A 21,917-nucleotide genomic window follows, 5' to 3' on the forward strand; every position below is an offset into this window, starting at 1 on the left:
CTATTTACTCCTGCGCCATTAATTGTTTAACAATTTCATCGCCCACTTGCGATGTACTTGAGGCCTGTTCGCGCTTATCAGCAGGCAGTAACTCGCCTGTAAGTACACCTGCTTCTAATGTGGCCACAACGGCTTTTTCTATGGCATCGGCTGCTTCACCTAAATTCATGCTAAATCTAAGCATCATGGCAGCGGATAAAATTTGGGCGATAGGGTTTGCAATGCCTTGGCCCGCAATATCAGGGGCAGATCCGCCCGCTGGCTCGTAGAGGCCAAAGCCATCTTCATTCATACTGGCTGATGGCAATAACCCCATAGAACCGGTCATCATGGCGCACTCATCAGATACGATGTCACCAAACAGGTTAGAGCACAGCATGACGTCAAACTGTGCAGGGTTTTTCATTATCTGCATAGTGGCGTTGTCAATGTAGATGTGCTCAAGTTCTACGTCTGGGTAATCTTTGGCGACTTCTTCGGCGATTTCACGCCACAAACGGCTGGTGAGCAATACGTTAGCTTTGTCTACCGAGGTCACTTTACCCCGACGTTTCTGCGCAGCTTCAAATGCGGCCACGGCAATGCGTCTAATTTCTCGCTTGCTATAGCGCATGGTGTCGAATGCAAATTCTTCTTCGCCTTCACCTTCGCGGCCTTTAGGTTGACCGAAGTAAATGCCACTGGTGAGTTCACGAACTACCAGCACATCCACGCCTGACTGTGCAATGTCTTCGCGCAATGGCGAAAGTGCCTCTAAACCTGGGTAAATACGCGCCGGACGTAGGTTACTGAAAAGGTCGAAATGGCTACGTAATGTCAGTAATGCTGCTCGCTCTGGGCGTTGTTCGAGAGGTAAGGTGTCCCATTTAGGACCGCCGATACTACCAAACAAAATTGCATCGGCCTGTTCACAGCCTAACAGTGTTTTTGACGGAAGTGCTTCACCCTCAGTATCAATAGCATAACCACCTACAGGGAATGCCGTACGGTTCAAGGTTATGTTGAACTTTTTCTCGACGGCATCTAAGACCTTATTGGCCTCCTGCATAACTTCTGGGCCGATACCGTCTCCGGCTAATACGGCAATTGAATACTGGCTCATTTACACTCCTGCAACGCGTTCTTGTTGGTTTTTTTGCTGATCAATTTGGTCAGCTAAATAGGTATTGTTTAATACAAAGATAAGGGCTTTTACACCGGCTTCTACAATGTCAGTCGCTAAGCCGATACCGTGGAATCGGCGGCCTTTATAGGTGGCAATAACACTCACCTGTGCCAAAGCGTCCGCGCCTTCACCTTTTGAATCTAGTTTGAAATCGACCACTTCTAAATCTTCATGGCCAAGTATCGACATAATGGCTTTGTATGCCGCATCAACAGGGCCATTCCCTATGGACGATTGGGTAATTTCTTCCTCGCCTACTTTAACTTTAACCGTGGCACTTGGAATGATTTCTCGCCCAGAGTTAGCCTGCAAATAAAGTAATTGGTAGTGGGCTTGGTCATGCTTCTGTTTATCGAAGAATAACAAGGCTTCTAAATCATAGTCGTACACTTGCCCTTTTTTGTCGGCAAGCTTCAAGAAGGCTTGATAAACCGCTTCTAAATCGAAATCTTCGGGTTTGTAGCCAAGTTCTGTTAATCGATGCTTAATGACATGACGGCCCGAACGCGAGGTTAAGTTCAGGTTGTTTTTATTTATGCCCACACTCTCTGGGGTCATGATCTCATAAGTATTTTGCGCTTTTAATACACCATCTTGGTGGATACCCGATGAATGGCTAAACGCGTTGGCACCTACAATAGCCTTGTTCGATTGCACGGGCATGTTGCACAAGTTGCTAACCAATTTCGATGTGCGTGATATTTCCGTGGAATTAATATTAGTATCAAAGCCAAGCATGTTCTTACGGGTTTGTAAGATCATGGCTATTTCTTCTAATGAGGCGTTACCTGCACGTTCACCAATTCCATTGATGGTACATTCTACTTGTCGAGCGCCTTGCTCCACCGCGGCAAGAGAGTTAGCGACAGCTAATCCCAAATCATTGTGGCAGTGAACCGAAATAATGGCTTTGTCGATATTAGGTACGCGATTAAAAAGCTGCTGGATAATACTGCCAAACTCTGTTGGCGTGGTGTACCCCACTGTGTCGGGGATATTTACCGTGGTAGCGCCGGCATTAATGGCTGACTCAACCATTCTGCACAAGTAGTCAATATGCGTACGGCCTGCATCTTCGCAAGAGAATTCTACATCATCGGTGTATTTACGGGCATGCTTCACCGCCGCCACTGCCATATCTACCACTTCATCTTGCGACTTACGTAGCTTAGCGCCAACGTGAATTTCCGAGGTGGCTATAAAGGTGTGAATTCGGAATTGCTCGGCTACGCTCAATGCTTGACCACATGCATCGATATCTGCCGGCAAAGCACGAGACAAACCACATACCACAGAGTTCTTCACTTCCTTGGCAATCATTTGTACCGAGCGGAAGTCACCTGGCGAAGAAACGGGAAAACCAGCTTCAATAATATCTACACCTAAACGTTCGAGTGCCAGAGCAATCTGCAATTTCTCTTTGGCACTTAGGCTAGCAGGTAACGCCTGCTCGCCATCTCGCAATGTGGTATCAAAGATTTTCACTTGATTTGTCATGACACTCTCTCAGTTTAATAGTTAAAAAAAAACCCGTGCTTGGCACGGGTTTTTGTGTGATTAATCGCTGGTCGCAATCTACCCGTGCAGTCTGGCTGCCATAAGGAGTAGAGTTAGAAGTAGAAAACGCGTCTTCATTTGCGGTAATTCTTTGCTGACCAATTTGATAGCGACAATTTAACCATCTAGAGGCCTAAGGTCAACCTTTGTTTACTATAATGCGTATATTTTTTGGTTATATTTAGTGACTTTTAGAATTTAGTAGAAACATCCTAATTTTTATCGATTAGTGCGTTCGAAAATATCAATTAACAGGGGCTAATCCATTAAAAACGGCTTTCATCTTCTCTTAATAGGATGCGCATCCTAATGTTGGTGGTTTCATGTGATGCAGATTTGGGTTTTATTCAGATTTTTTATTTAGTTTAAATGTATTTTTATTCATTTTTTGCAAGTTTAAAAGTACGCCATTCAATATTAGTGGAGAGTCGCATTTCTCGCAGGGAAAGGGCCCTAGGCATCCCTTTACTTTTGTGACGCCACGTATGCCCACAGCATGCCGACGCCATAATCGCCTTGCTGGGTTTAAGTAAGGTTTTCTCACTGAAGCAGAGTGTTTCGTTGTTCAGGCCTATCCCTTCAAAGGTAAACCACCCGTGCAAATTGGCGTGGAGCGTTTGATTCTCCCACTGTACCTTATCTATTGAGTCGAGTTCTATATGGCTTCCTTCTAAGCTCTTTACCAATATTGGAATCACCAACCCCCACTGGGCGTTTTTTTGGTACCAGGTGTTACAGCTTTCAGCGGTTTGCGTTAAACCGGGGCATTTTGCAGGCTGCTTGAAAAACCAGCTTCCATTATGCGCGTCTACATCAAGAGGCGTGGAATGGCCAACTAAATAACGAGCTACGCTACGAATATGGTGGGGGAGGCCCGCTAGTCGCCGACGTAAAATCGACACATTACTTGGGCCATTGTGAGCAATATGGAGTAATTCTCGTTCGTAAAGTGCGGTACAAATTTCAGTAAATTGAGGGTTGGTTCCCTCTAATTCTCCTGAGTGAGAAAAAAAACCAGATTGCTCTGAAGACATCGGACTATCAGATACCATAGTTAAAAGTAAGCATGCTGCAATTAGCCTACCGTAGCAGTATTTAGACTGAGTATCTAGTTTGGGCGCGCGTTGCCGCAATAGTGACAAGTTCTCGTACTCATTTACATACAGTGGTCAGACTTTTTTGCCGCTAATATTGATGTAAGTTATATGACCAATTCATGTGAAAAATAATGTTGCTCAAATGTCACCCCTTTTTTTTCATTGATTCCTAAACTTCTTTTTATTCTTGTTAATTTATTTACACCGCCTTTACTGGGGAGATTTCCGTCTCCATGTGACGTTTTTATTACGAAATTTTCTTTTATCTTTATGAAAATAAAGAAGTTGTTATCTTGTTTTGACCATTTTTATATGGCGGGGTAAACGAGGTGATGAATATTGGTAATACCAACTTTGATCGAGATGTGTACTTTTTTATTGATTTTGTGTTGACCAATTGGGTTTTTTGAAATACTTTTGTAATTATCTTGTAAATCACATGTGACGTGATTTATTCAAGAATGGTTGATACAAAACGAAAACGTGACACACATAGCTCCTTCAAAAACGAACACGGTTTTTATGAGCTAACACACATCCGTAAAAGGAAACACACATGGGACACAAATTATCTAAAATCACACTTGCCGTTTTATCCCTCGGTACGCTTGGTTTTGCGCAACATTCACTAGCGCAAGAAACTGAAACTGAGTCGGAACAAGACGTGGAGGTTATTGAGGTTTCTGGTATTCGTGCATCACTCGCCAGTGCGCTTAATGAGAAACGCTTTCAAAATAACTTGGTTGAAGTCATCGAAGCTGAAGATATCGGTAAATTGCCTGACCAAAACTTAGCTGAAGTATTGGAAAATATCACAGGTATTCAAATAACTCGTGAAGCCGGTGTAGGTACAGGCGTACAAATTCGCGGTACCGATGCAAACAGAACAGAAATCAATGGTGTGTCGACGGTTGGTTCTGGTACAGGTCGAAGCGGGATTGATTTTGAAGATGTTTCAGCGTCTATTATTGCTGGTTTAGAAGTGACTAAATCGCCGGATGCTAAAACCATAGAAGGCTCAGTGGGTGGTACAATAAACCTAAAAACCATTCGCCCACTGCAGTTAACCGAACAGTTACTTTCTTTTCGTGTTCAAGGTGAAAACAGCAGCTTGACCACCGACAGCGGATTGCAACCACGATTCTCGGGCACCTATGGTGACAACTGGGAAAATGACCACGGTAAATTTGGTGTGGTCATTAGTGGTAGTTATGCAGAGCAAGATGTTACGGCATTTCGTCCTCGCGCAGACCGCGATAACCTCATTACATCCGACAGCGGTGTAGCAAGTGCGCAGTCTTTCGACTTCCTTCCTATTCAGTTCTTCGTTCAAGATTACGATAACTTTGAATATGAAACGAAAAACTTTGTAGGTTCATTTGAGTGGGCCCCAAACGACAACACCCGTTTCTTCTTCGATGCGGTTATTAACGACCAAGAGCGATTACAAGAGAGTTCACGCGTTCAAGCGTCGGGTGTGAGTGCACTGAATGATATTTCTGTACCTGATAGCTATGAAACAATTAACTTTGGTTCGTTAGGTGGAACCGATTTAGGCTCTATTCAAGCGGCATTAACGGGTGTCATTCCGGTAAACTTAGACAATGATGATGACGATCCTAACCTTCGTCTTTCAAGTGATACCAATTCACGGGTGACAGAGAGCAAGATTTTCCGTCTCGGAGGGGAGTGGACAGGTGATAAATGGTTTGTGAGCGCGGAAGTGGCGTCGTCTTCTTCAGACACCACAACACCAAGCTTCAATACTACGCTAAACTTTATTAACCCCAATGCGCCTATTGATGCAGGTGGTGCGAATGATAACAGCGTACCTTTTGAGTATGACTTAACGGGTGGTTCATTAGCATTCGGTATCGCCTCTGGTGCAGACTATGCACCCACTACGGCACAATTACTTGACCCGTACAATGTGGTTTTACGTGACGTCAACATCGGTCGCGATACAACTGAAAACTTCGAAGACGCGTTCCGTACTGATTTTACTTATTTCTTAGATACCATGATCACGTCAGTCGATTTTGGTTATCGCTACAGTAAAGCGGGCAGCAAGCGTGAAGACATCAGTTCAAGCGTGGGTCTTCGCACAATGGAAGACAGCCCACGAGGTGATTTATTCTCTGAACTATTGGTGGCGGGTCCAGACAACTTTAATGATGCCGACGGCCGTGACTTGTACGTGAAAGATTTCTTGATCATTGACCCAGAATTAGTGGCATCAGATCCTGATGGTGTGCTTGAGACTCTGCAAGCAGCGATGACCGAGCACGGTTCAACCGCAAGCATTAGCGCGCCAACGTCTAGCTCATCTGGTTTCTTTGACATCGAAGAAGAAACTCATGCCTTGTACGCGCAGGCTAATTTCGAATATGAGATGTTCCGCGGTAACTTTGGTGTTCGTTATCTAGAAACAGAAGTCACGTCGGTAGGTAACTCCATTACTGTAGATGACGAAGGTAACGAGTTAGTTTCTCAAGTAACCACCACAGGCGATTACGATTTCGTATTGCCACGTGTGAACATTGTGGCTGACGTTGCTGATGATGTTGTATTGCGATTCGGCGCGGGCAAAGATATTCGTCGCCCTGACTTTGATGACTTGTCAACCTCTGTAACCTTCAGTACCAGTCCTAACCCTAACGTGGCGATTGGTAACCCTAATCTAACACCTGAAGAGGTTATTTCTTACGATTTAGCGGCTGAATGGTACTTTGCTGAAGGCAGTGTGGTCAGTGTGGGTATTTTCCATAAAACCCGTAAAGATTTGCATGTAGAGCAAATTGTTAGCCCTTATGAAGATCCTGTTACTGGCTATCGCGACCTAACCGACCCTTGTGAGGGGGGCGGTATCTTTAACCCAATTGCTGATATCAACGTGTTTGGTCCCGATCTAGGTACTGGTATATGCGTGGGCACAGAAACTAAGGTTAATGATTCTGGTGAGACTACGCAAAAAGGTATCGAGTTTGCTGTGCAGTATGATCTAGCTGGGTTTGAAGAAGAACTAGGTTGGGCATCTGGCTTTGGTGTGCTAGCAAACTATACCATCCAGGAATTCTCAGGTGGTGAAGCTGAAAACTCTGCCACTAGCCGCGCAAGCAATGTATTTGCCGCCACAACTGGCGATGACGACATTGAAGTGTCAGCGGTTCAAGGCCTACTTAACCTTTCTGAAAATGCCTACAACGTCACGGTTTACTACGAGAAGTTTGGGTTATCTGCACGTATGCGTTACACCTGGCGTGAAGCGTACCGCACGGATGATTTTGGTAGCACATCTAGCTTCCCTTGGGGTTTCCCAGCGGTACAAGCAGATCGTGGTCAGTTGAATGCTAGCGTTAATTATGATGTTAACGAAAACCTAAATGTGGGTATTGAAGCAGTTAACATTACCAAGTCGGATGTAGAGCAATACTGTGTTAACGATGGCGCGCTACTGTGCTTCCAAGGCTTAACGGACCGTCGTATTACAGTAGGTGCGAGCTACCGATTCTAAATTTCCTAATTTAGCTGTTGTGTGTGAGTTTTAGCCCCGGTACCCCCGGGGCTATTTTTTTGCGCCAGCGCTGTTTAGTTTATGGGGCTGTTGCGCAAACAGAAAGTAAAAAAAAGCGTTATCGGAACAAATCCGCTAACGCTTTTTGGGTAAGGACATGCAATATGATGCCCTTACGATGCGGTCAATATTGGCTTATTGACCTTTAATTTCTGAACGACCTTTGTAGGTTGCAGCATCACCCAGTGCTTCTTCAATGCGAAGAAGTTGGTTGTACTTAGCAACACGGTCAGAACGGCATAGTGAACCTGTCTTGATTTGGCCCGCCGCTGTCCCTACTGCAAGGTCAGCAATGGTGGCGTCTTCAGTTTCACCAGAGCGGTGAGAGATAACCGCTGTAAAGCCCGCGTCTTTCGCCATCTTAATGGCGTTAAGAGTTTCAGTCAGTGAACCAATTTGGTTGAACTTGATAAGGATTGAGTTACCAATACCGTTATCGATACCGCGCTTAAGAATTTTAGTGTTAGTCACAAACAAGTCGTCGCCCACTAGCTGTACTTTTTCACCAATCTTCTTCGTTAGGCTTGCCCAGCCGTCCCAGTCGCTTTCATCTAGACCGTCCTCAATTGATACAATTGGGTACTGTGCAGAAAGGTCAGCAAGGTAGTCGCCAAACGCTTCTGAATCGAAGCTCTTGTCTTCGCCAGAAAGCACGTATTGACCATCTTTGTAGAATTCAGACGCCGCACAGTCTAGTGCCAGCGTGATGTCTTCATTCATTTTGTAGCCAGCGTTTTCAACGGCTTCAACAATTACTGCCAGTGCTTCAGCATTTGAGCTAAGGTTTGGTGCGAAACCACCTTCATCACCCACTGCGGTGTTAAGGCCTTTGGCAGACAGTACTTTCTTAAGGGCGTGGAAAATTTCAGCGCCCATACGAAGGGCTTCTTTAAAGCTTTTCGCGCCAACAGGCTGAACCATGAATTCTTGAATGTCTACGTTGTTGTCAGCGTGCTCACCACCGTTGATGATGTTCATCATAGGCACAGGCATTGAGTATTCACCAGACGTTCCGTTAAGGTCGGCAATGTGCTCATAAAGCGCTACGCCTTTTTCAGCTGCCGCTGCTTTCGCTACCGCAAGAGACACAGCAAGAATGGCATTTGCACCCAGTGTTTCTTTGTTTTCGGTGCCATCAAGGTCAATCATGATGCCATCAATATCAGCTTGTGCGAGTGCGTCTTTGCCTAAAAGTGCAGGAGCGATAGTATCGTTTACTGCTGCAACGGCTTTTGTTACGCCCTTGCCTAGGTAACGAGACTTATCACCGTCGCGTAGTTCTAGTGCTTCACGGCTACCTGTAGAGGCACCAGATGGTGCAGCAGCACGGCCCATTACGCCAGACTCTAGGTACACGTCTGCTTCTACGGTAGGGTTTCCGCGTGAATCTAAGATTTCGCGTCCGATTATGCGACTAATTTTCGCCATGTTTTTTCCTCAACAATTGAATTGGGAACGCAACGGGAGAGAGCATTCCCTTTATTAGAAACTAGTGATTTTCTTTTTGGTATTTTCCTGCGGCTGCAACAAAACCAGTAAACAATGGGTGTCCATCTCGAGGTGTAGACGTAAACTCGGGGTGGAATTGACCCGCAATAAACCATGGATGATCAGGGATTTCGACAACTTCTACAAGTCGCTTGTCAGTGGACAAACCACTTACTTTTAGACCTGCCGCTTCAATTTGATCACGAAGGTTGTTATTCACTTCATAACGATGACGATGGCGTTCGTATATTTCAACGTTACCATACATATCGTGTACTTTTGTGCCTTCAATTAAATGACAAAGCTGGCTGCCTAATCGCATGGTGCCACCTAAATCTGAACTTTCAGTACGGATTTCTGTGGTACCGGCGGCGTCTAGCCATTCGGTAATAAGGCCAACAACAGGGTAAGGTGTTTCAGGGTCAAATTCAGTACTGTTTGCGTTTTCCATACCTGCAACGTTGCGGGCGAATTCGATTAGCGCAACCTGCATGCCTAAGCAAATACCCAAGTAGGGCACCTTGTTTTCACGGGCATAACGCGCAGCTGCAATTTTACCTTCTATCCCACGTTCCCCAAATCCACCTGGTACCAAGATAGCATCAAGGTTCTCTAAGATTTGCGCACCTTTGCTTTCAACATCTTGTGAATCTATATACTGGATGTTTACCGTTAAACGATTTTTCAGACCCGCATGTTTAAGTGCTTCGTTAACCGATTTATAAGCATCAGGTAACTCAACGTATTTACCTATCATGCCAATGTTGACTTCAGCCGTGGGGTTAGATTCTGCGTAAAGCACTTGTTCCCACTCGGATAAGTCGGCTTCTTTGCAGTCTAGTCCGAAGCGGTCGACAACAAGCTGATCCATTCCTTGTGCTTTAAGTGCAGCAGGAATTCGGTAAATACTGTCTACGTCTTTGAGCGAGATAACGGCTTTATCAGCAACATTGGTAAATAGGGCAATCTTTGAGCGTTCGCTGGTAGGTAATGCGCCTACAGAGCGACAAACGAGGATATCTGGTTGAATACCAATTGAGCGCAACTCTTTTACCGAGTGCTGCGTTGGTTTTGTTTTTACTTCGCCTGACGCAGGCATGTAAGGCACGAGTGTAAGGTGCATAAACATCGCACGTTCACGGCCGACTTCAGTACCGAGTTGGCGAATGGCTTCTAAGAAGGGTTGTGATTCAATATCACCCACCGTTCCGCCCACTTCAACAATGGCCACATCATGACCTTCCGCACCTTCGATAACCCGGCGCTTAATTTCATTGGTAATGTGTGGAATAACCTGAATGGTTGCACCTAGGTAATCACCACGACGTTCGCGTTTAAGTACTTCTTCGTACACGCGGCCAGTGGTGAAGTTGTTGCGTTTGGTCATACGGGTACGAATAAAACGTTCGTAATGGCCAAGGTCAAGGTCGGTCTCTGCGCCGTCATCGGTTACAAATACTTCACCGTGTTGAATGGGGCTCATTGTGCCCGGGTCGACATTGATATAAGGGTCGAGCTTTAACATGGTGACGGTGAGCCCGCGGGCTTCCAGAATTGCGGCAAGAGAAGCAGCTGCAATACCTTTACCAAGCGATGAAACTACACCACCGGTGACGAAAATATAATTTGTCATGCGAAACCTAGAACGTTTGGGTTGTATGGTAAATATGAGTGTAGTTTAAGAATAAAACCACCCACACTTTGGACGGGGCAATAGTATACGCAAAATAGAAGGAGCAGACAATCAATTTGCCTGCTCCCGTGTATCTAAATTTGAATGTTAAAGCCCTGTTATTAAATAAATGATGCCGAAGATTAAGCTTGGCTAAGCCGTTTCAGTGTGTAGATGAGGTCTAGCGCTTGACGGGGTGAGAGTTCGTCAGGTGAAACGCGCGCGATTGCGTCAATAACCGGGTTCGGTTTATCAGGGAAGCGCATCTCTGCTTGCCCGGGTGCCGTTGAGGTAGTAGGCACGTCTGTAGGAGGGGGCTCACTTAATACGTGAGCGGATTCAAGCATTGCTAGTTTTTGCTGTGCTGATTTAATGACAGCTTTGGGCACACCGGCTAATTGCGCAACTTGAAGACCAAAACTTTTACTTGCTGCGCCTTCAGATACGGTATGCATAAAGCGTATAGTATCTTCAAATTCGACCGCGTCGAGGTGCACATTCACCACGCCTTTTTGATTATCTGGCAGTTCCGTTAACTCGAAATAGTGTGTAGCAAAAAGGGTGTAAGCATTGAGCTGTTTGGCTAAATAGCTGGCGCAAGCCCAGGCAAGGGACAAGCCATCATAGGTACTGGTGCCTCGGCCAATCTCATCCATTAATACTAACGAGTTTTCTGTGGCGTTATTGAGAATGTTCGCTGTTTCTGTCATCTCCACCATAAAAGTAGAGCGTCCAGACGCTAAATCGTCGGATGCGCCAATGCGCGTAAAAATACGATCTAGCTTACCAATATGGGCATTTTCCGCAGGTACAAAGCTACCAATACAGGCCAATAACGCAATCAGCGCGGTTTGGCGCATGTAGGTTGATTTACCCCCCATGTTGGGACCCGTAATAATGAGCATGCGACGTTCGCTATCAAGTTCAAGCGGGTTGGCAATGAAAGGGTCTTTCATCACGTTTTCTACCACGGGGTGGCGACCTGCTTCATAGGTAAGCGCGCATTTTTGGCTTAAGTGTGGGCGATGCCAGTCAAGGGTGACGGCACGCTCGGCAAAACAGCACAGCACGTCGAGCTTCGCCAGTGCGGCGGCCGTGTCGATTAAGCGATTTAAGTGGGGCGCAAAATTTTCGAACAAAGCGTCATAAAGCTGCTTTTCTAAAGCAAGAGCAGCACCTTGGCTGCTTAGTACTTTGTCTTCGTGTTCTTTAAGCTCAGGTGTAATGTAGCGCTCGGTGTTTTTAAGCGTTTGTCGACGGATGTATTCGGCTGGTGCTAATGCGCTGTTTGCACGGCTGATTTCAATAAAGAATCCATGTACCTTGTTGTAACCTACTTTTAGCGTAGAAATGCCCGTACGTTCGCGCTCGCGTTGTTCCATCGCGTCTAAGTAATCGGTCGCCCCTTGGGATAGCTTGCGCAGTTCGTCAAGCTCGGCATTATAGCCCTCAGCAATTACGCCACCATCGCGTATAACCACCGGGGGGTTATCAATTATAGCGCTGTTTAACAGGGCTTGAAGCTCTGGATAAGTGCCAATGGTTTCGCCAATATTTCTAATTTGTCCGGTGTCAAAACGGCCAAGGGCATCTTGCAGGTCAGGCAATGCATTGAATGCGTTTTTTAAACGGGCAAAGTCTCGTGGGCGCGCCGAACGTAAGGCGAGTCGCGCCATAATACGCTCAATATCACCTATGTGCTTTAATGCAGCGCGGATGTCTTCCGGGTCGTCGCTAATAAAGGTTTCTACCGCATCTAAACGACTTTGTAGCTCGTGCTGGTCGGTTAATGGCGAATGGATAATACGCTGAAGCATACGGCTGCCCATCGCCGTTGTGGTGGTATCCATCACGCTAAATAAAGTGTTTTCCTGTCCGCCAGATAAATTGTGGGTGAGCTCTAAATTTCGGCGCGTGGCAGCATCAAGTTGGACGCGGCTATCTTGCTGCTCGGTTTGAATACGGCGAATGTGAGGCAGTGCAGTTCGCTGTGTATCTTTCACATACTGCAATACACAACCTGCAGCGCCTAACCCTTTGCTGATGCCCTGAATGCCAAAGCCGTCTAAAGTTTTGGTTTCAAACTGGGCGTTCAGTTGTTCTATGGCAGTATCTATGTCAAATTCCCATTCAGGGCGACGGCGAAGGCCTTTGCGGTTTTCCACGAGCGGCAGGCTTTCAAACCCTTCTGGGTAAAGCAGTTCAGCGGGATTTATCCGCTGAATTTCAGCCAATAAACTCTCGTCGCTTTCGCATTCAAATACGACAAAGCGACCACTGGTGACATCAAGGGTGGCTAACCCGTAATGCATACTGTGCCCGCATACAGCGGCAAGGATATTGTCGCGACGTTCTTCAAGGAGTGCTTCATCTGTAACAGTGCCGGGAGTAACTATGCGTTGTACTGCGCGTTCAACAGGCCCTTTGCTGGTGGCGGGGTCGCCAACTTGCTCACAAATAGCCACAGACTCCCCCATTTTTACTAAGCGAGACAAATAACTCTCTACGGCGTGATAGGGAACACCTGCCATAGGGATAGGGTCGCCACCGGACTTGCCTCTGGCGGTTAATGATATATCCAGTAGTTCGGCAGCTTTTTTGGCATCGTCATAAAACAATTCGTAAAAATCGCCCATGCGATAAAAAAGTAAAATATTCGGATGTTGCGCCTTTATTGTTAAGTATTGGCGCATCATAGGAGTATGTGATTCCAAAAAAACCTCTGCGAATTTGTTACTGGGTTTAATGCCTGTTCAAGGGAATAAATGATAAACTCACCCCCATTAAGATCAAGGGAAGATCTGATTAAGCACAACAAGTGTAATTAGGTATAACCAAATGAACACAACATTTTCAACTGATTCGACAGTAAACACCACCCCTTTAAAGATTGATAGCGCATTATCTGCCCAAGTGCAGGTGGTGGGGGACTCACTTAGAGCAAAAGGGTGGAGTGTGTCTTGCGCTGAGTCGTGCACTGGCGGAGGCGTTGCATTTGCCTTTACTAGTGTCTCGGGCAGTTCCGACTGGTTTAATCAATCGTGGATAACCTACTCTAATGACGCTAAGAAACGTACTTTGGGCGTGAGTGAACAGACCCTGCAAGAATTCGGCGCCGTTTCTAAGCAAACGGTAAAGGAAATGGCGGAAGGTGTTCGCCGTAACAGTGGTGCACAGCTGGTGGTAACGGTGAGCGGTATTGCCGGGCCAGGTGGTGGCAGTGAAGAAAAACCTGTGGGCACTGTATGGTTTGGCTTTATGTGTGGCGCAATGTCAGAACAAATTAAACAAGTATTCAGTGGCGACAGAGATGAAGTGCGACAACACGCTATCGCCTTTGCCATAACGCACTTAGTAAAAATGTTGAGCGAAAATTAAAAACATGGCTTGAAACTGTATGCTTGTACAGTATAGAATGTAGTCATTATTTGGTACCTTCACTCTTCGAAAAGACGAGTTGATAAAGAAAATTCGTCAAGAAGAAGCCTAAATAGCACGCTTGTGAAAAGGGCTTGTTAAGAGAGTGCCGAAACAGAATTTAACCGCAAATCCTAGAGGATACATACGTGGACGATAACAAATCAAAAGCTTTAACCGCCGCTGTAGGCCAAATTGAAAAGCAATTTGGTAAAGGTGCAATCATGCGCCTTGGCGACAATCAAGCCATGGATATTGAAGCAATTTCTACTGGCTCACTGACCATTGATATCGCTCTAGGTATAGGCGGCTTACCCTGTGGACGTGTCGTAGAGATATACGGCCCTGAATCATCAGGTAAAACGACACTAACACTGCAAGTTATTGCTGAAGCCCAGAAAAAAGGCAAAACCTGCGCCTTCGTTGATGCTGAGCACGCGCTAGACCCAGTGTACGCTGAAAAGCTTGGCGTAAATATTGATGAGCTATTAGTATCTCAGCCTGATACCGGTGAGCAAGCGCTTGAAATTTGTGACATGCTGGTTCGCTCTGGGGCAGTAGATGTGGTTATCGTTGACTCGGTAGCTGCACTTACACCTAAAGCAGAAATTGAAGGTGACATGGGTGACTCTCACGTAGGTCTTCAGGCGCGTCTTATGTCACAAGCCTTACGTAAACTGACCGGTAACATTAAGCGTTCAAACACATTGTGTATCTTCATTAACCAGATTCGTATGAAGATTGGAGTTATGTTTGGAAACCCAGAAACTACGACGGGCGGTAACGCGCTTAAGTTTTACTCTTCTGTTCGCCTTGATATTCGTCGAATTGGTGCAGTTAAAGAGGGTGACGAGGTCGTTGGTAACGAAACCCGTGTGAAGGTTGTGAAAAACAAGGTTGCCCCTCCCTTCAAGCAAGCTGAATTTATGATTCGCTACGGTGAAGGTATCAGTAAAGAGGCTGAGCTTATCGACTTGGGTGTGAAGCAGAAGCTTGTTGATAAAGCCGGTGCTTGGTATAGCTATAAGGGCGATCGCATTGGCCAAGGTAAAGCAAACGTCATGAAGTACCTTAAAGAACACCCAGAAACGGCTAACGAGATTGAAACTAAGATCCGCCAAGAGCTATTGCTTTCTAAGACAATGAAAGCAGAAGAGGCTTTACCACAAGGTGAAGATGGCGTACTACCTGAGTAAAGTTTTAGTTAAATAGAATAATGAAAAGCCCACCTAATAGGTGGGCTTTTAAGTCAAACAATGGCTATTCATGAATATGAATAGCCATTGTTCATCTATAAGCCAGTAAAATCAATAGCTGGGCGTTGTTTGGTAACCCTTTCATCGTACTGGGCGTTTCTAAATTTCAATTACTTAAGTTCTTATTGGGCACTCATGTAACCACTAGACCTGTGCATAGTATTCTCATTACAAGCCAAGTAAGTTAATAGGGCTGTCACTACCACGTGACTGGCCTAATTTAGATACAAATTTATCAGAACAAATAGTCCGCTTAGCCACTTAAGCTCAAGCCGAATCAAGCTCATCCACAAAATTAGTTTTATTGAATGAATAGAGGGAACACTGAGCATTCGTTTAATGAGTTAAAGTCCGTCTATATAGTTTGTGCTTGAATAAAGTTTTCGCAATATACTAAACTCATGCATTAATGGAGATCAAACTAAGGAAGGCTATTGAAAGTATTAATTATTATTGTTGTTTTGATAAATGTCATTGGTTGCTCCATGCAACCAACCAACGATCGCCAACCAAAAAGTACATTAGAAACTACAACAAAGAGTAGTCACTCCCAAAACTTTAAAGAAAGGGTGCCAATTGGGACTTGGGAAGGGATCAGCCGCTCAGGGGCAGAATTTAAAGTATTGAAAATTATGCCCAACAACCAACACAGCCTAACTTCATACAATATTGCGTCAGGTATGCAGTTTCAAAAAAGTGTCTCGTTCACAAATAAAGATATAGAATGCGATAAGTTTGACTGCCATATTTATACTCACACGGCAGATGGAAAACTCCCCTTAAAAATTACTCTGACAAAATTCGTTGATCAAGATTACTTAGTGACGGAAGCCGTTTGGCTAGCATCAGAAAAGATACACAGCACAAGTTATGGACTTAAAACAGTCAAAGCTACAACAACGCCAGAGCGGTTTATAGCACAAGAAACTGAAAAATTAACAGCGATAGCTTCAATACATAAAAATAAGAGGTTTGGTTATTGGTCTGGCATATTAGAGATTTCAAATGAAGACCAATTAAAGTTCGCTACATTGGATTATCAACCCGGGCAGGAAGCAACTTTTACGGTTTATACCCCAGGGCTACCTTACCAAGCAAAGATGCATTTTAAGCCTGAATGGCTAAAGCAAAATAACGGTGAATTAATCACTAAGCTAAAAGGTGCTTCATTTGCAAGCGAAATGACATTCAGGTTTCCTCTGAAAGATATGATTAAAGGAGATTTCGAGCAACGCTTTGAACGTTACCCAGAACGGCTGATTAGCAATGGTAATTTCAGTCTTTTCCGTGTTACACCATTAGAGGATTATAAACTACCCAAATGGCTGAAACCTCTGCTACAAAAATTAGAATAATAATACATACATGAACGGCAGCGGTGAGCCTTGGAGCCGATCTTGTCAGCAGCGACTCTGAGACTTCCTCGATGCCCACAAAGTGAATATTAATAAATACAATGCACTCTTAAGAAAGGTATTCACGATTGAAACTCAAATTTAGAATATCTTGGGCACTACAAACGCTATCAACTATACCTACCCGCTATGCAGGTGTTGTAGGTTCATCATTAAATCCCTTTAACGGCTGAACGGCGACATAACGAGAATAAAGGTTAGGATTCATTTGTCACTCAGAACATTTGCCAGGTTGTGTTTGTGTCTTCCACATACTTTTTAACACTTAATGTTTCAATAATTCTTGTGCCGGCAAAAAAAAGCAGGAATGCTGTAATAAAATCTAGGTGAGCAAGACTAATAACGAATATCACGCATTACTTTTTGCAATGCGTACCTAGCTAACAACAAGATTGCTCAGTTTAATAATAATGATAGAGGGAAAGGGAATGATTGAAATATCAGGTCTCGCTAAGCGCTTTGCGGTGGAAAACCCAAAGAAGCTTAGTGAACAGGAAAAAAAAGATCCACGTTTAAAAGGGCGCTTTTTTAATTCGGTGCGAGATGTGTCTTTTTCATGTGGAAAAGGCGAAGTGTTAGGGTTGCTTGGGCCGAATGGAGCAGGGAAAACCACGACCTTGCGTATTCTATCAACTGCATTAAAACCCGATAGTGGGTCAGTGAGCATTGACGGTGAAGATGTGCTGGCTAACCCATTAATTGCACGTAAAAAAATTGGCTTTTTATCCAGCTCTACTGGCTTATATGGACGCTTGTCAGGAAGAGAGAATATCGCTTACTTTGGCGAGCTACATGGCATTGATAAAAAGGTGATAGCAGAGCGTATTGATGAAATGGCAGATTTACTTGATATGCACAGTTTCCTTGATAGACGCGCTGAGAACTTCTCTTCTGGCATGAAACAAAAAACTTCCATTGCACGCGCGGTTATTCATGAGCCTGCACTCGTGGTACTAGATGAGCCAACCACGGGGCTTGATATTATGGCAACGGGCACGGTCATGGAATTTATCCAACGTCTTAAAGATAAAGGCACGCCAGTTATCTTTTCTACGCACCATTTAGATGAAGTGCAGTTATTGTGTGACCGCGTTACCGTTATTAATCAAGGCAAAACGGTGTTCAACGACACACTTTCTAACTTCGGTGCCCTGTCTGATGGGCAAATGCATCAAAGCTTTTTGAAGACCTTATCAATGGACACGGGAGACGCAGACAATGTGGTTAATCTTTAAGAAGGAATTCAAAGAGCTATTGAGAGACAAAAAAACTATCATTTTTATGATTGGTTTACCTTTGTTATTTTTCCCTTTGATTTTTGGCGCAGTCATCTTTTTCATGAGTAACGCTGCAGATAAAGCAGAGAACGAGATATTAAAATACGCCATTGTGGGTGAAGCCTTTGCGCCAGAAATGGCTGCTCAGTTTTCCGCGCAACCCGACAAGTTCGAGCGTGTAGATATCGATAATTCCATTGACTATAAAGCGTTAATTAAATCGGAAACGGTTGATTTTGTTTTAGTGGTTCCAGAGGGTTTCAATAGTGAGGTGTTAACCTCGGGTCAGCATACGCTGAACCTTTATTTAAATGACGCTGGATTAAATCGCGTAGTGGGCAGGGTGTCAGAAATAGTCGATGTGTATATTGATGAATTTCAATCGACGGCGTTTGCGCAATTAGGCTTAAATGAAGATCAGCAAGCCGCGTTGCTTGCACCAATTGTACTAGAAAAACAAAACGTGGCAGACGACAGAGAGGTATGGGGTGAGCGCATTGGCGGCATGTTGCCTTATATTATCTTTATTTTATGCCTACAGGGCGCTATGGCTCCCGCTGCCGATTTAGGTGCAGGTGAAAAAGAAAGGGGAACTTTAGAGACCTTACTTATTTCACCTATGGATCGCTACAAGCTAGTCCTTGGGAAGTTTTTTACTATTAGTTGTGCGGGGCTGATCACCGCATTAATCACTGTGTCGTCCATGGCCATGTGGGGAATTGTGTTGTCACAAGGGATGGCGATAGAGTTTGTGGTTGAAATTATGTCGATGATTGGCATTATCGACTTCGTGCTTATCTTCCTCATGCTAATTCCTGTAGTCGCGATTTTTGCCGCCGTGCTTTTGTCGCTTTCCATTTATGCTCGGTCATTCAAAGAAGCCCAGAGTTATATGGGGTCTTTAATAATGGTAGTGATATTTCCTGTCATTATTGCATTGATGCCTGGCGTTGAACTCAAAGGCGGTTGGGTATGGGTACCTTTAACCAATGTTGCTTTGGCGATGAAAGAGTTATTTAAAGGCACAATGGATTATTTTGCATTGTTTGGCATTTTTACTTCTACTGCAGTCATCGCGGGCGCGCTTATTGCGTTTTGCGTTCACTGGTTCAATAAGGAAAAAGTGCTATTTAGGTAAGCCATCCTTAAAATATCATCGAGTAAGCCAGTGAGAAGCTTTGTATTTTCGCTGGCTTTTTATTGCGTCATGATTTTGATGCATTAGTACATACACCTTAATACGCTCACCTTAACGCTTAGGCATGAAAATCGATGCGCTTTATAACGTCTTCCCACCCAGGGGGGACTTTTCCTTGAAGTACATAAGAGTAAGCAAGTAACTCGGCAATCACAAAATACAAGGATTCTGGAATATCTTGCCCTACATCAAGGTTACCAAGTACTTCACTTAAATAGGGGTCTTCATGCACAAGAACGCCAGTCTCGTGAGCCATGTCGATAATGGCTTGTGCTAAATCGCCATAGCCTTTAGACACCACCTTGGGTGCATTCTTTTTATCACTACTGTCATACTTTAAACCAATAGCGCGTTTTGCTTTATCACTCATACGCGAGTCTCAAAGATTGAATGTGGACGCGTGCTCAAGGTAGTTGGGATACTCCCTTGTTGAAAGCTGGAAGAAGCGACTTCTAGCCCTAATTCGGCCAAGCGCTGTTTTAAATAAGGAAGCGTATCGCCAATGCGGGCCACTATGGTTTGGTTCGACGCATACAGATCAAGGGTAATGGTGTCGCCTTTAATCTTTGATTTGGCCAGCACTTCACCTATCTCACCAATATCTAATTTCATGGTCACATGCCACAAGCTTTGCTTACCTTTTTCTTTTCCTTTCGCGCCGTGGTGGTCTGGCTCACGTTGAATGAGCAGTTCTGGGGCAGCCGCATGCTGAGATACGGACGGCAAAATATAGTAAAAGTTGTCTTGCCCCTGAATGCGTGATTCTACCTGCGATACTTTATGTTGCTGGTGGTTCGCTAATAGGGTTTTCAAATTGTTGAGTATATTTGTGCGACTGTCCAAATTAGCAAAATCTTGCGCCACACGGCTGGTGGCACCCTGAGTATTCGTGGTTGCCCCTAACGTTCGGCTGATAACGCTGTCTGGTAAATCTATCTGAGCTTTTAGGCTTGGCTGACGTTGTAGTGCACGCCCGGCTAAGGATACTTGCAATAAGGCCACCAAGCCCTGAACGAAATTAGACGCGGCAATTGGACTATTCAAGGTAGTTGGCGTGGCAAGTAATGCTGGGGATAACAACATGCTTTGTATACGGCTAGCGAGGTTGGCATCCTGTTTAACCATGTCTGGGTGATTCGGGGTTGACGTGGAATTTTCAGAGTGTGTGTCTGCTACACTATTTTTTGCTTGTGAGCCGGACGATAAAGCATCTGACATCTTACTGGTGTCGTATTGAGCTTGCCCAGGCGAGCCTTGGCTAACCTGTGGTTTAGGTTTATTGACACTGCTTAAAAGCAAATTTGCCAGTTGACCAAGGGTGTGTTTAACACTTCTCTCTTGTGGAAGCGCTTTGGCATTCGTTGGGGCCGCTTCATCGGTTAATTCTGTCGTTGGGACTTCAGAATGCGCTGGCGTGATGGTGGCCTCAGTATGAGGGGGCAGAGCATTGGGGCGCGTGACAGGTACCTTTGCATGCAAAGAGTCAATATGTTGCTTCATCTGCGAGATAAAGCGTTGAGTATGGGGCGATAAGGTTTCTGAATGAGCGGTAGGGCTAGTACTGCCTTGGCCGTTTAATACGCTGAGCAGTTGCGTTAATGCCTGCTGGGTCGAACCGGATTGACTCAATAAGGTGCGAGACACTGCTAAAATCGTTTGGTGAATGTCTGAACCCTTCAACTGCGTAGCGTTGCCTGTGGATGAAAGCGATTTACCAGGTATGTTGGCCTCGGTAATTGCACCATTATTTGTTTTATCTACAGGGGAGGGCGTTGTCAGAATTTGAGCGTTGGGCACCTTGTTAGACAAGGCTTTCTCAGAAAAAGAGGCGGTATTGAGTAACGCGTTCGCCATATTTGATTGTAATACGCCCTGTAATGACGGAGGCAACGGCGCCTTTGCCAGTACGTTTGTGACCGCGCTTACGCTTTTCAACGTGTTCCCTTGTAGTGCCAGATGAGACGCTTGTTGAACGGTATTGCCTTGAGCGATTGCCGGTATATTGCGCTCGATGGTTGGCGGCAGCGCAGTACTAGAGTGGTTAAATGCGACGCCCTTATGATTAAGTGCGCCCATCATCAGATTTTGAAGGCTGGTTTCCCCTGCTTTACTTTTGGTCGCGAGAGAAAGCGTACTGTTTATTGTTGTTTGACTGCGTAATGAGGATGTCTGCTCTTGTGGCGCTACTGTTACCTTTATGTTGTTAGTGCCGTCACCGCTTATGCTGATATTGACTTTTTTACCAGGGGTAAACACCTCCGTGAGCAATGGGTTATTGGATGCGTTTTGTCGTTCTACAGGCAGTGAAATGCGGCCACCTTTGGGCAGGTTTAGTGAAAGGCTAGCGTCATTTATTGATGAAACCGTTGCGGGAATAGTGGCAGCAACTTGGGTGTTTTTCACAATTAAACTGGCAAGCTCTTTACTAATAAGTGCTAGCTGTTGCGGGGTTTGAGGCGCTGACTGAGCCCCCGAGTTTTGCGTGCTTATGATGGCTGTTGGGGAGGTATTTGCCCCTTGATTGAGCACGGCAAGCTGCAAGGCGGCCGACTTAGGTAACGTTAAAGACGGTGGCAGCTGGATATTCGCCACGGTTTGCTGATGAGACTTAATGGCCAGAATGTTTTCCGGAAGCCTCGCGATGGTTACCTCAGCAGCAGTTGCAAGGCGCGTAGCAAGAGAAAGCTGCCCAGCCACATTTGCGGTCGATGACGCTGCCTGCCCGGAGGGCTGGGTAATTTGCGAAAGAATGAAAGAAAGTTGAGATATCATAGGTCATATATCGGCACGGTATCGGCGAA

The 21,917-nt window shown here is 45.1% G+C and carries 14 protein-coding genes; 6 read left to right on the forward strand and 8 right to left on the reverse strand.

The features are described from left to right. Positions 1 to 4: 4 nt before the first annotated feature. From leuB to EP13_RS04380, 3 genes are all read right to left on the reverse strand, one after another. Complete coding sequence (gene leuB / locus EP13_RS04370; protein ID WP_044056220.1) at positions 5 to 1,102, reverse strand: 3-isopropylmalate dehydrogenase; 1,098 nt, start codon at positions 1,100 to 1,102, stop codon at positions 5 to 7. Continuing rightward, positions 1,103 to 2,662: a 2-isopropylmalate synthase gene (gene leuA, locus EP13_RS04375; RefSeq protein WP_044056221.1), complete on the reverse strand. Its 1,560-nt coding sequence runs from the start codon at positions 2,660 to 2,662 to the stop codon at positions 1,103 to 1,105. Between the two features lie 437 nt (positions 2,663 to 3,099). Continuing rightward, entirely contained in the window at positions 3,100 to 3,864 is a 765-nt protein-coding gene (locus EP13_RS04380) for a hypothetical protein (protein ID WP_332309686.1), read from the reverse strand. 511 nt (positions 3,865 to 4,375) lie between these two features. Here EP13_RS04380 and EP13_RS04385 point away from each other — a divergent pair. Next, positions 4,376 to 7,333, forward strand: coding sequence for a TonB-dependent receptor (locus EP13_RS04385; protein WP_044056223.1), 2,958 nt, complete (start codon positions 4,376 to 4,378; stop codon positions 7,331 to 7,333). Positions 7,334 to 7,528: 195 nt separating this feature from the next. Here EP13_RS04385 and eno read toward each other — a convergent pair whose 3' ends face one another. The 3 genes from eno to mutS form a co-directional block, all read right to left on the reverse strand. Then, positions 7,529 to 8,821 carry a phosphopyruvate hydratase gene (eno, locus tag EP13_RS04390; protein ID WP_044056224.1) on the reverse strand — a complete coding sequence of 431 codons (1,293 nt, stop codon included), beginning with the start codon at positions 8,819 to 8,821 and terminating at the stop codon, positions 7,529 to 7,531. A gap of 61 nt (positions 8,822 to 8,882) precedes the next feature. Then, the gene (locus EP13_RS04395; protein ID WP_044056225.1) at positions 8,883 to 10,514 is read right to left on the reverse strand and encodes a CTP synthase; all 1,632 of its coding nucleotides are present in this window, start codon (positions 10,512 to 10,514) and stop codon (positions 8,883 to 8,885) included. Positions 10,515 to 10,696: 182 nt separating this feature from the next. Further along, positions 10,697 to 13,249, reverse strand: a complete 2,553-nt coding sequence (gene mutS / locus EP13_RS04400) for a DNA mismatch repair protein MutS (protein WP_044056226.1) — start codon at positions 13,247 to 13,249, stop codon at positions 10,697 to 10,699. Positions 13,250 to 13,391: 142 nt separating this feature from the next. On the opposite strand from mutS, the gene EP13_RS04405 reads away from it, so the two are divergent. From EP13_RS04405 to EP13_RS04425, 5 genes are all read left to right on the forward strand, one after another. Continuing rightward, complete coding sequence (locus tag EP13_RS04405) at positions 13,392 to 13,931, forward strand: CinA family protein (protein ID WP_044056227.1); 540 nt, start codon at positions 13,392 to 13,394, stop codon at positions 13,929 to 13,931. Between the two features lie 188 nt (positions 13,932 to 14,119). Then, the gene (gene recA / locus EP13_RS04410) at positions 14,120 to 15,166 is read left to right on the forward strand and encodes a recombinase RecA (protein WP_044056228.1); all 1,047 of its coding nucleotides are present in this window, start codon (positions 14,120 to 14,122) and stop codon (positions 15,164 to 15,166) included. Positions 15,167 to 15,660: 494 nt separating this feature from the next. Then, positions 15,661 to 16,581, forward strand: coding sequence for a hypothetical protein (locus tag EP13_RS04415; RefSeq protein ID WP_044056229.1), 921 nt, complete (start codon positions 15,661 to 15,663; stop codon positions 16,579 to 16,581). Positions 16,582 to 17,069: 488 nt separating this feature from the next. Next, entirely contained in the window at positions 17,070 to 17,876 is an 807-nt protein-coding gene (locus tag EP13_RS04420; protein ID WP_044056230.1) for an ABC transporter ATP-binding protein, read from the forward strand. Then, a complete protein-coding gene (locus tag EP13_RS04425) occupies positions 17,860 to 19,056 on the forward strand; it encodes an ABC transporter permease (protein WP_044056231.1) in 1,197 nt (398 codons plus the stop codon). The genes EP13_RS04420 and EP13_RS04425 overlap by 17 nt, the downstream gene beginning before the upstream one ends. A gap of 118 nt (positions 19,057 to 19,174) precedes the next feature. Here EP13_RS04425 and EP13_RS04430 read toward each other — a convergent pair whose 3' ends face one another. Both EP13_RS04430 and EP13_RS04435 read right to left on the reverse strand, forming a co-directional pair. Further along, positions 19,175 to 19,486 (reverse strand): EscU/YscU/HrcU family type III secretion system export apparatus switch protein, encoded by a 312-nt coding sequence (locus EP13_RS04430; RefSeq protein WP_044056232.1) that lies wholly within the window; start codon positions 19,484 to 19,486, stop codon positions 19,175 to 19,177. Continuing rightward, positions 19,483 to 21,888: a flagellar hook-length control protein FliK gene (locus EP13_RS04435; RefSeq protein ID WP_044056233.1), complete on the reverse strand. Its 2,406-nt coding sequence runs from the start codon at positions 21,886 to 21,888 to the stop codon at positions 19,483 to 19,485. Before EP13_RS04435 ends, EP13_RS04430 begins: the two co-directional genes overlap by 4 nt. Positions 21,889 to 21,917: the final 29 nt, after the last annotated feature.

It is taken from the genome of Alteromonas australica, from assembly GCF_000730385.1.
In the GTDB taxonomy this organism is placed as follows: domain Bacteria; phylum Pseudomonadota; class Gammaproteobacteria; order Enterobacterales; family Alteromonadaceae; genus Alteromonas; species Alteromonas australica.

Excerpts from the sequence above, each read along its gene's own strand:
- leuA (WP_044056221.1), bottom strand. The coding sequence starts at position 2,662 with ATGACAAATCAAGTGAAAATCTTTGATACCACATTGCGAGATGGCGAG.
- EP13_RS04435 (WP_044056233.1), bottom strand. The coding sequence starts at position 21,888 with ATGATATCTCAACTTTCTTTCATTCTTTCGCAAATTACCCAGCCCTCC.
- EP13_RS04405 (WP_044056227.1), top strand. The coding sequence starts at position 13,392 with ATGAACACAACATTTTCAACTGATTCGACAGTAAACACCACCCCTTTA.
- EP13_RS04385 (WP_044056223.1), top strand. The coding sequence starts at position 4,376 with ATGGGACACAAATTATCTAAAATCACACTTGCCGTTTTATCCCTCGGT.
- EP13_RS04395 (WP_044056225.1), bottom strand. The coding sequence starts at position 10,514 with ATGACAAATTATATTTTCGTCACCGGTGGTGTAGTTTCATCGCTTGGT.
- leuB (WP_044056220.1), bottom strand. The coding sequence starts at position 1,102 with ATGAGCCAGTATTCAATTGCCGTATTAGCCGGAGACGGTATCGGCCCA.
- EP13_RS04420 (WP_044056230.1), top strand. The coding sequence starts at position 17,070 with ATGATTGAAATATCAGGTCTCGCTAAGCGCTTTGCGGTGGAAAACCCA.
- mutS (WP_044056226.1), bottom strand. The coding sequence starts at position 13,249 with ATGATGCGCCAATACTTAACAATAAAGGCGCAACATCCGAATATTTTA.
- eno (WP_044056224.1), bottom strand. The coding sequence starts at position 8,821 with ATGGCGAAAATTAGTCGCATAATCGGACGCGAAATCTTAGATTCACGC.
- EP13_RS04425 (WP_044056231.1), top strand. The coding sequence starts at position 17,860 with ATGTGGTTAATCTTTAAGAAGGAATTCAAAGAGCTATTGAGAGACAAA.
- EP13_RS04430 (WP_044056232.1), bottom strand. The coding sequence starts at position 19,486 with ATGAGTGATAAAGCAAAACGCGCTATTGGTTTAAAGTATGACAGTAGT.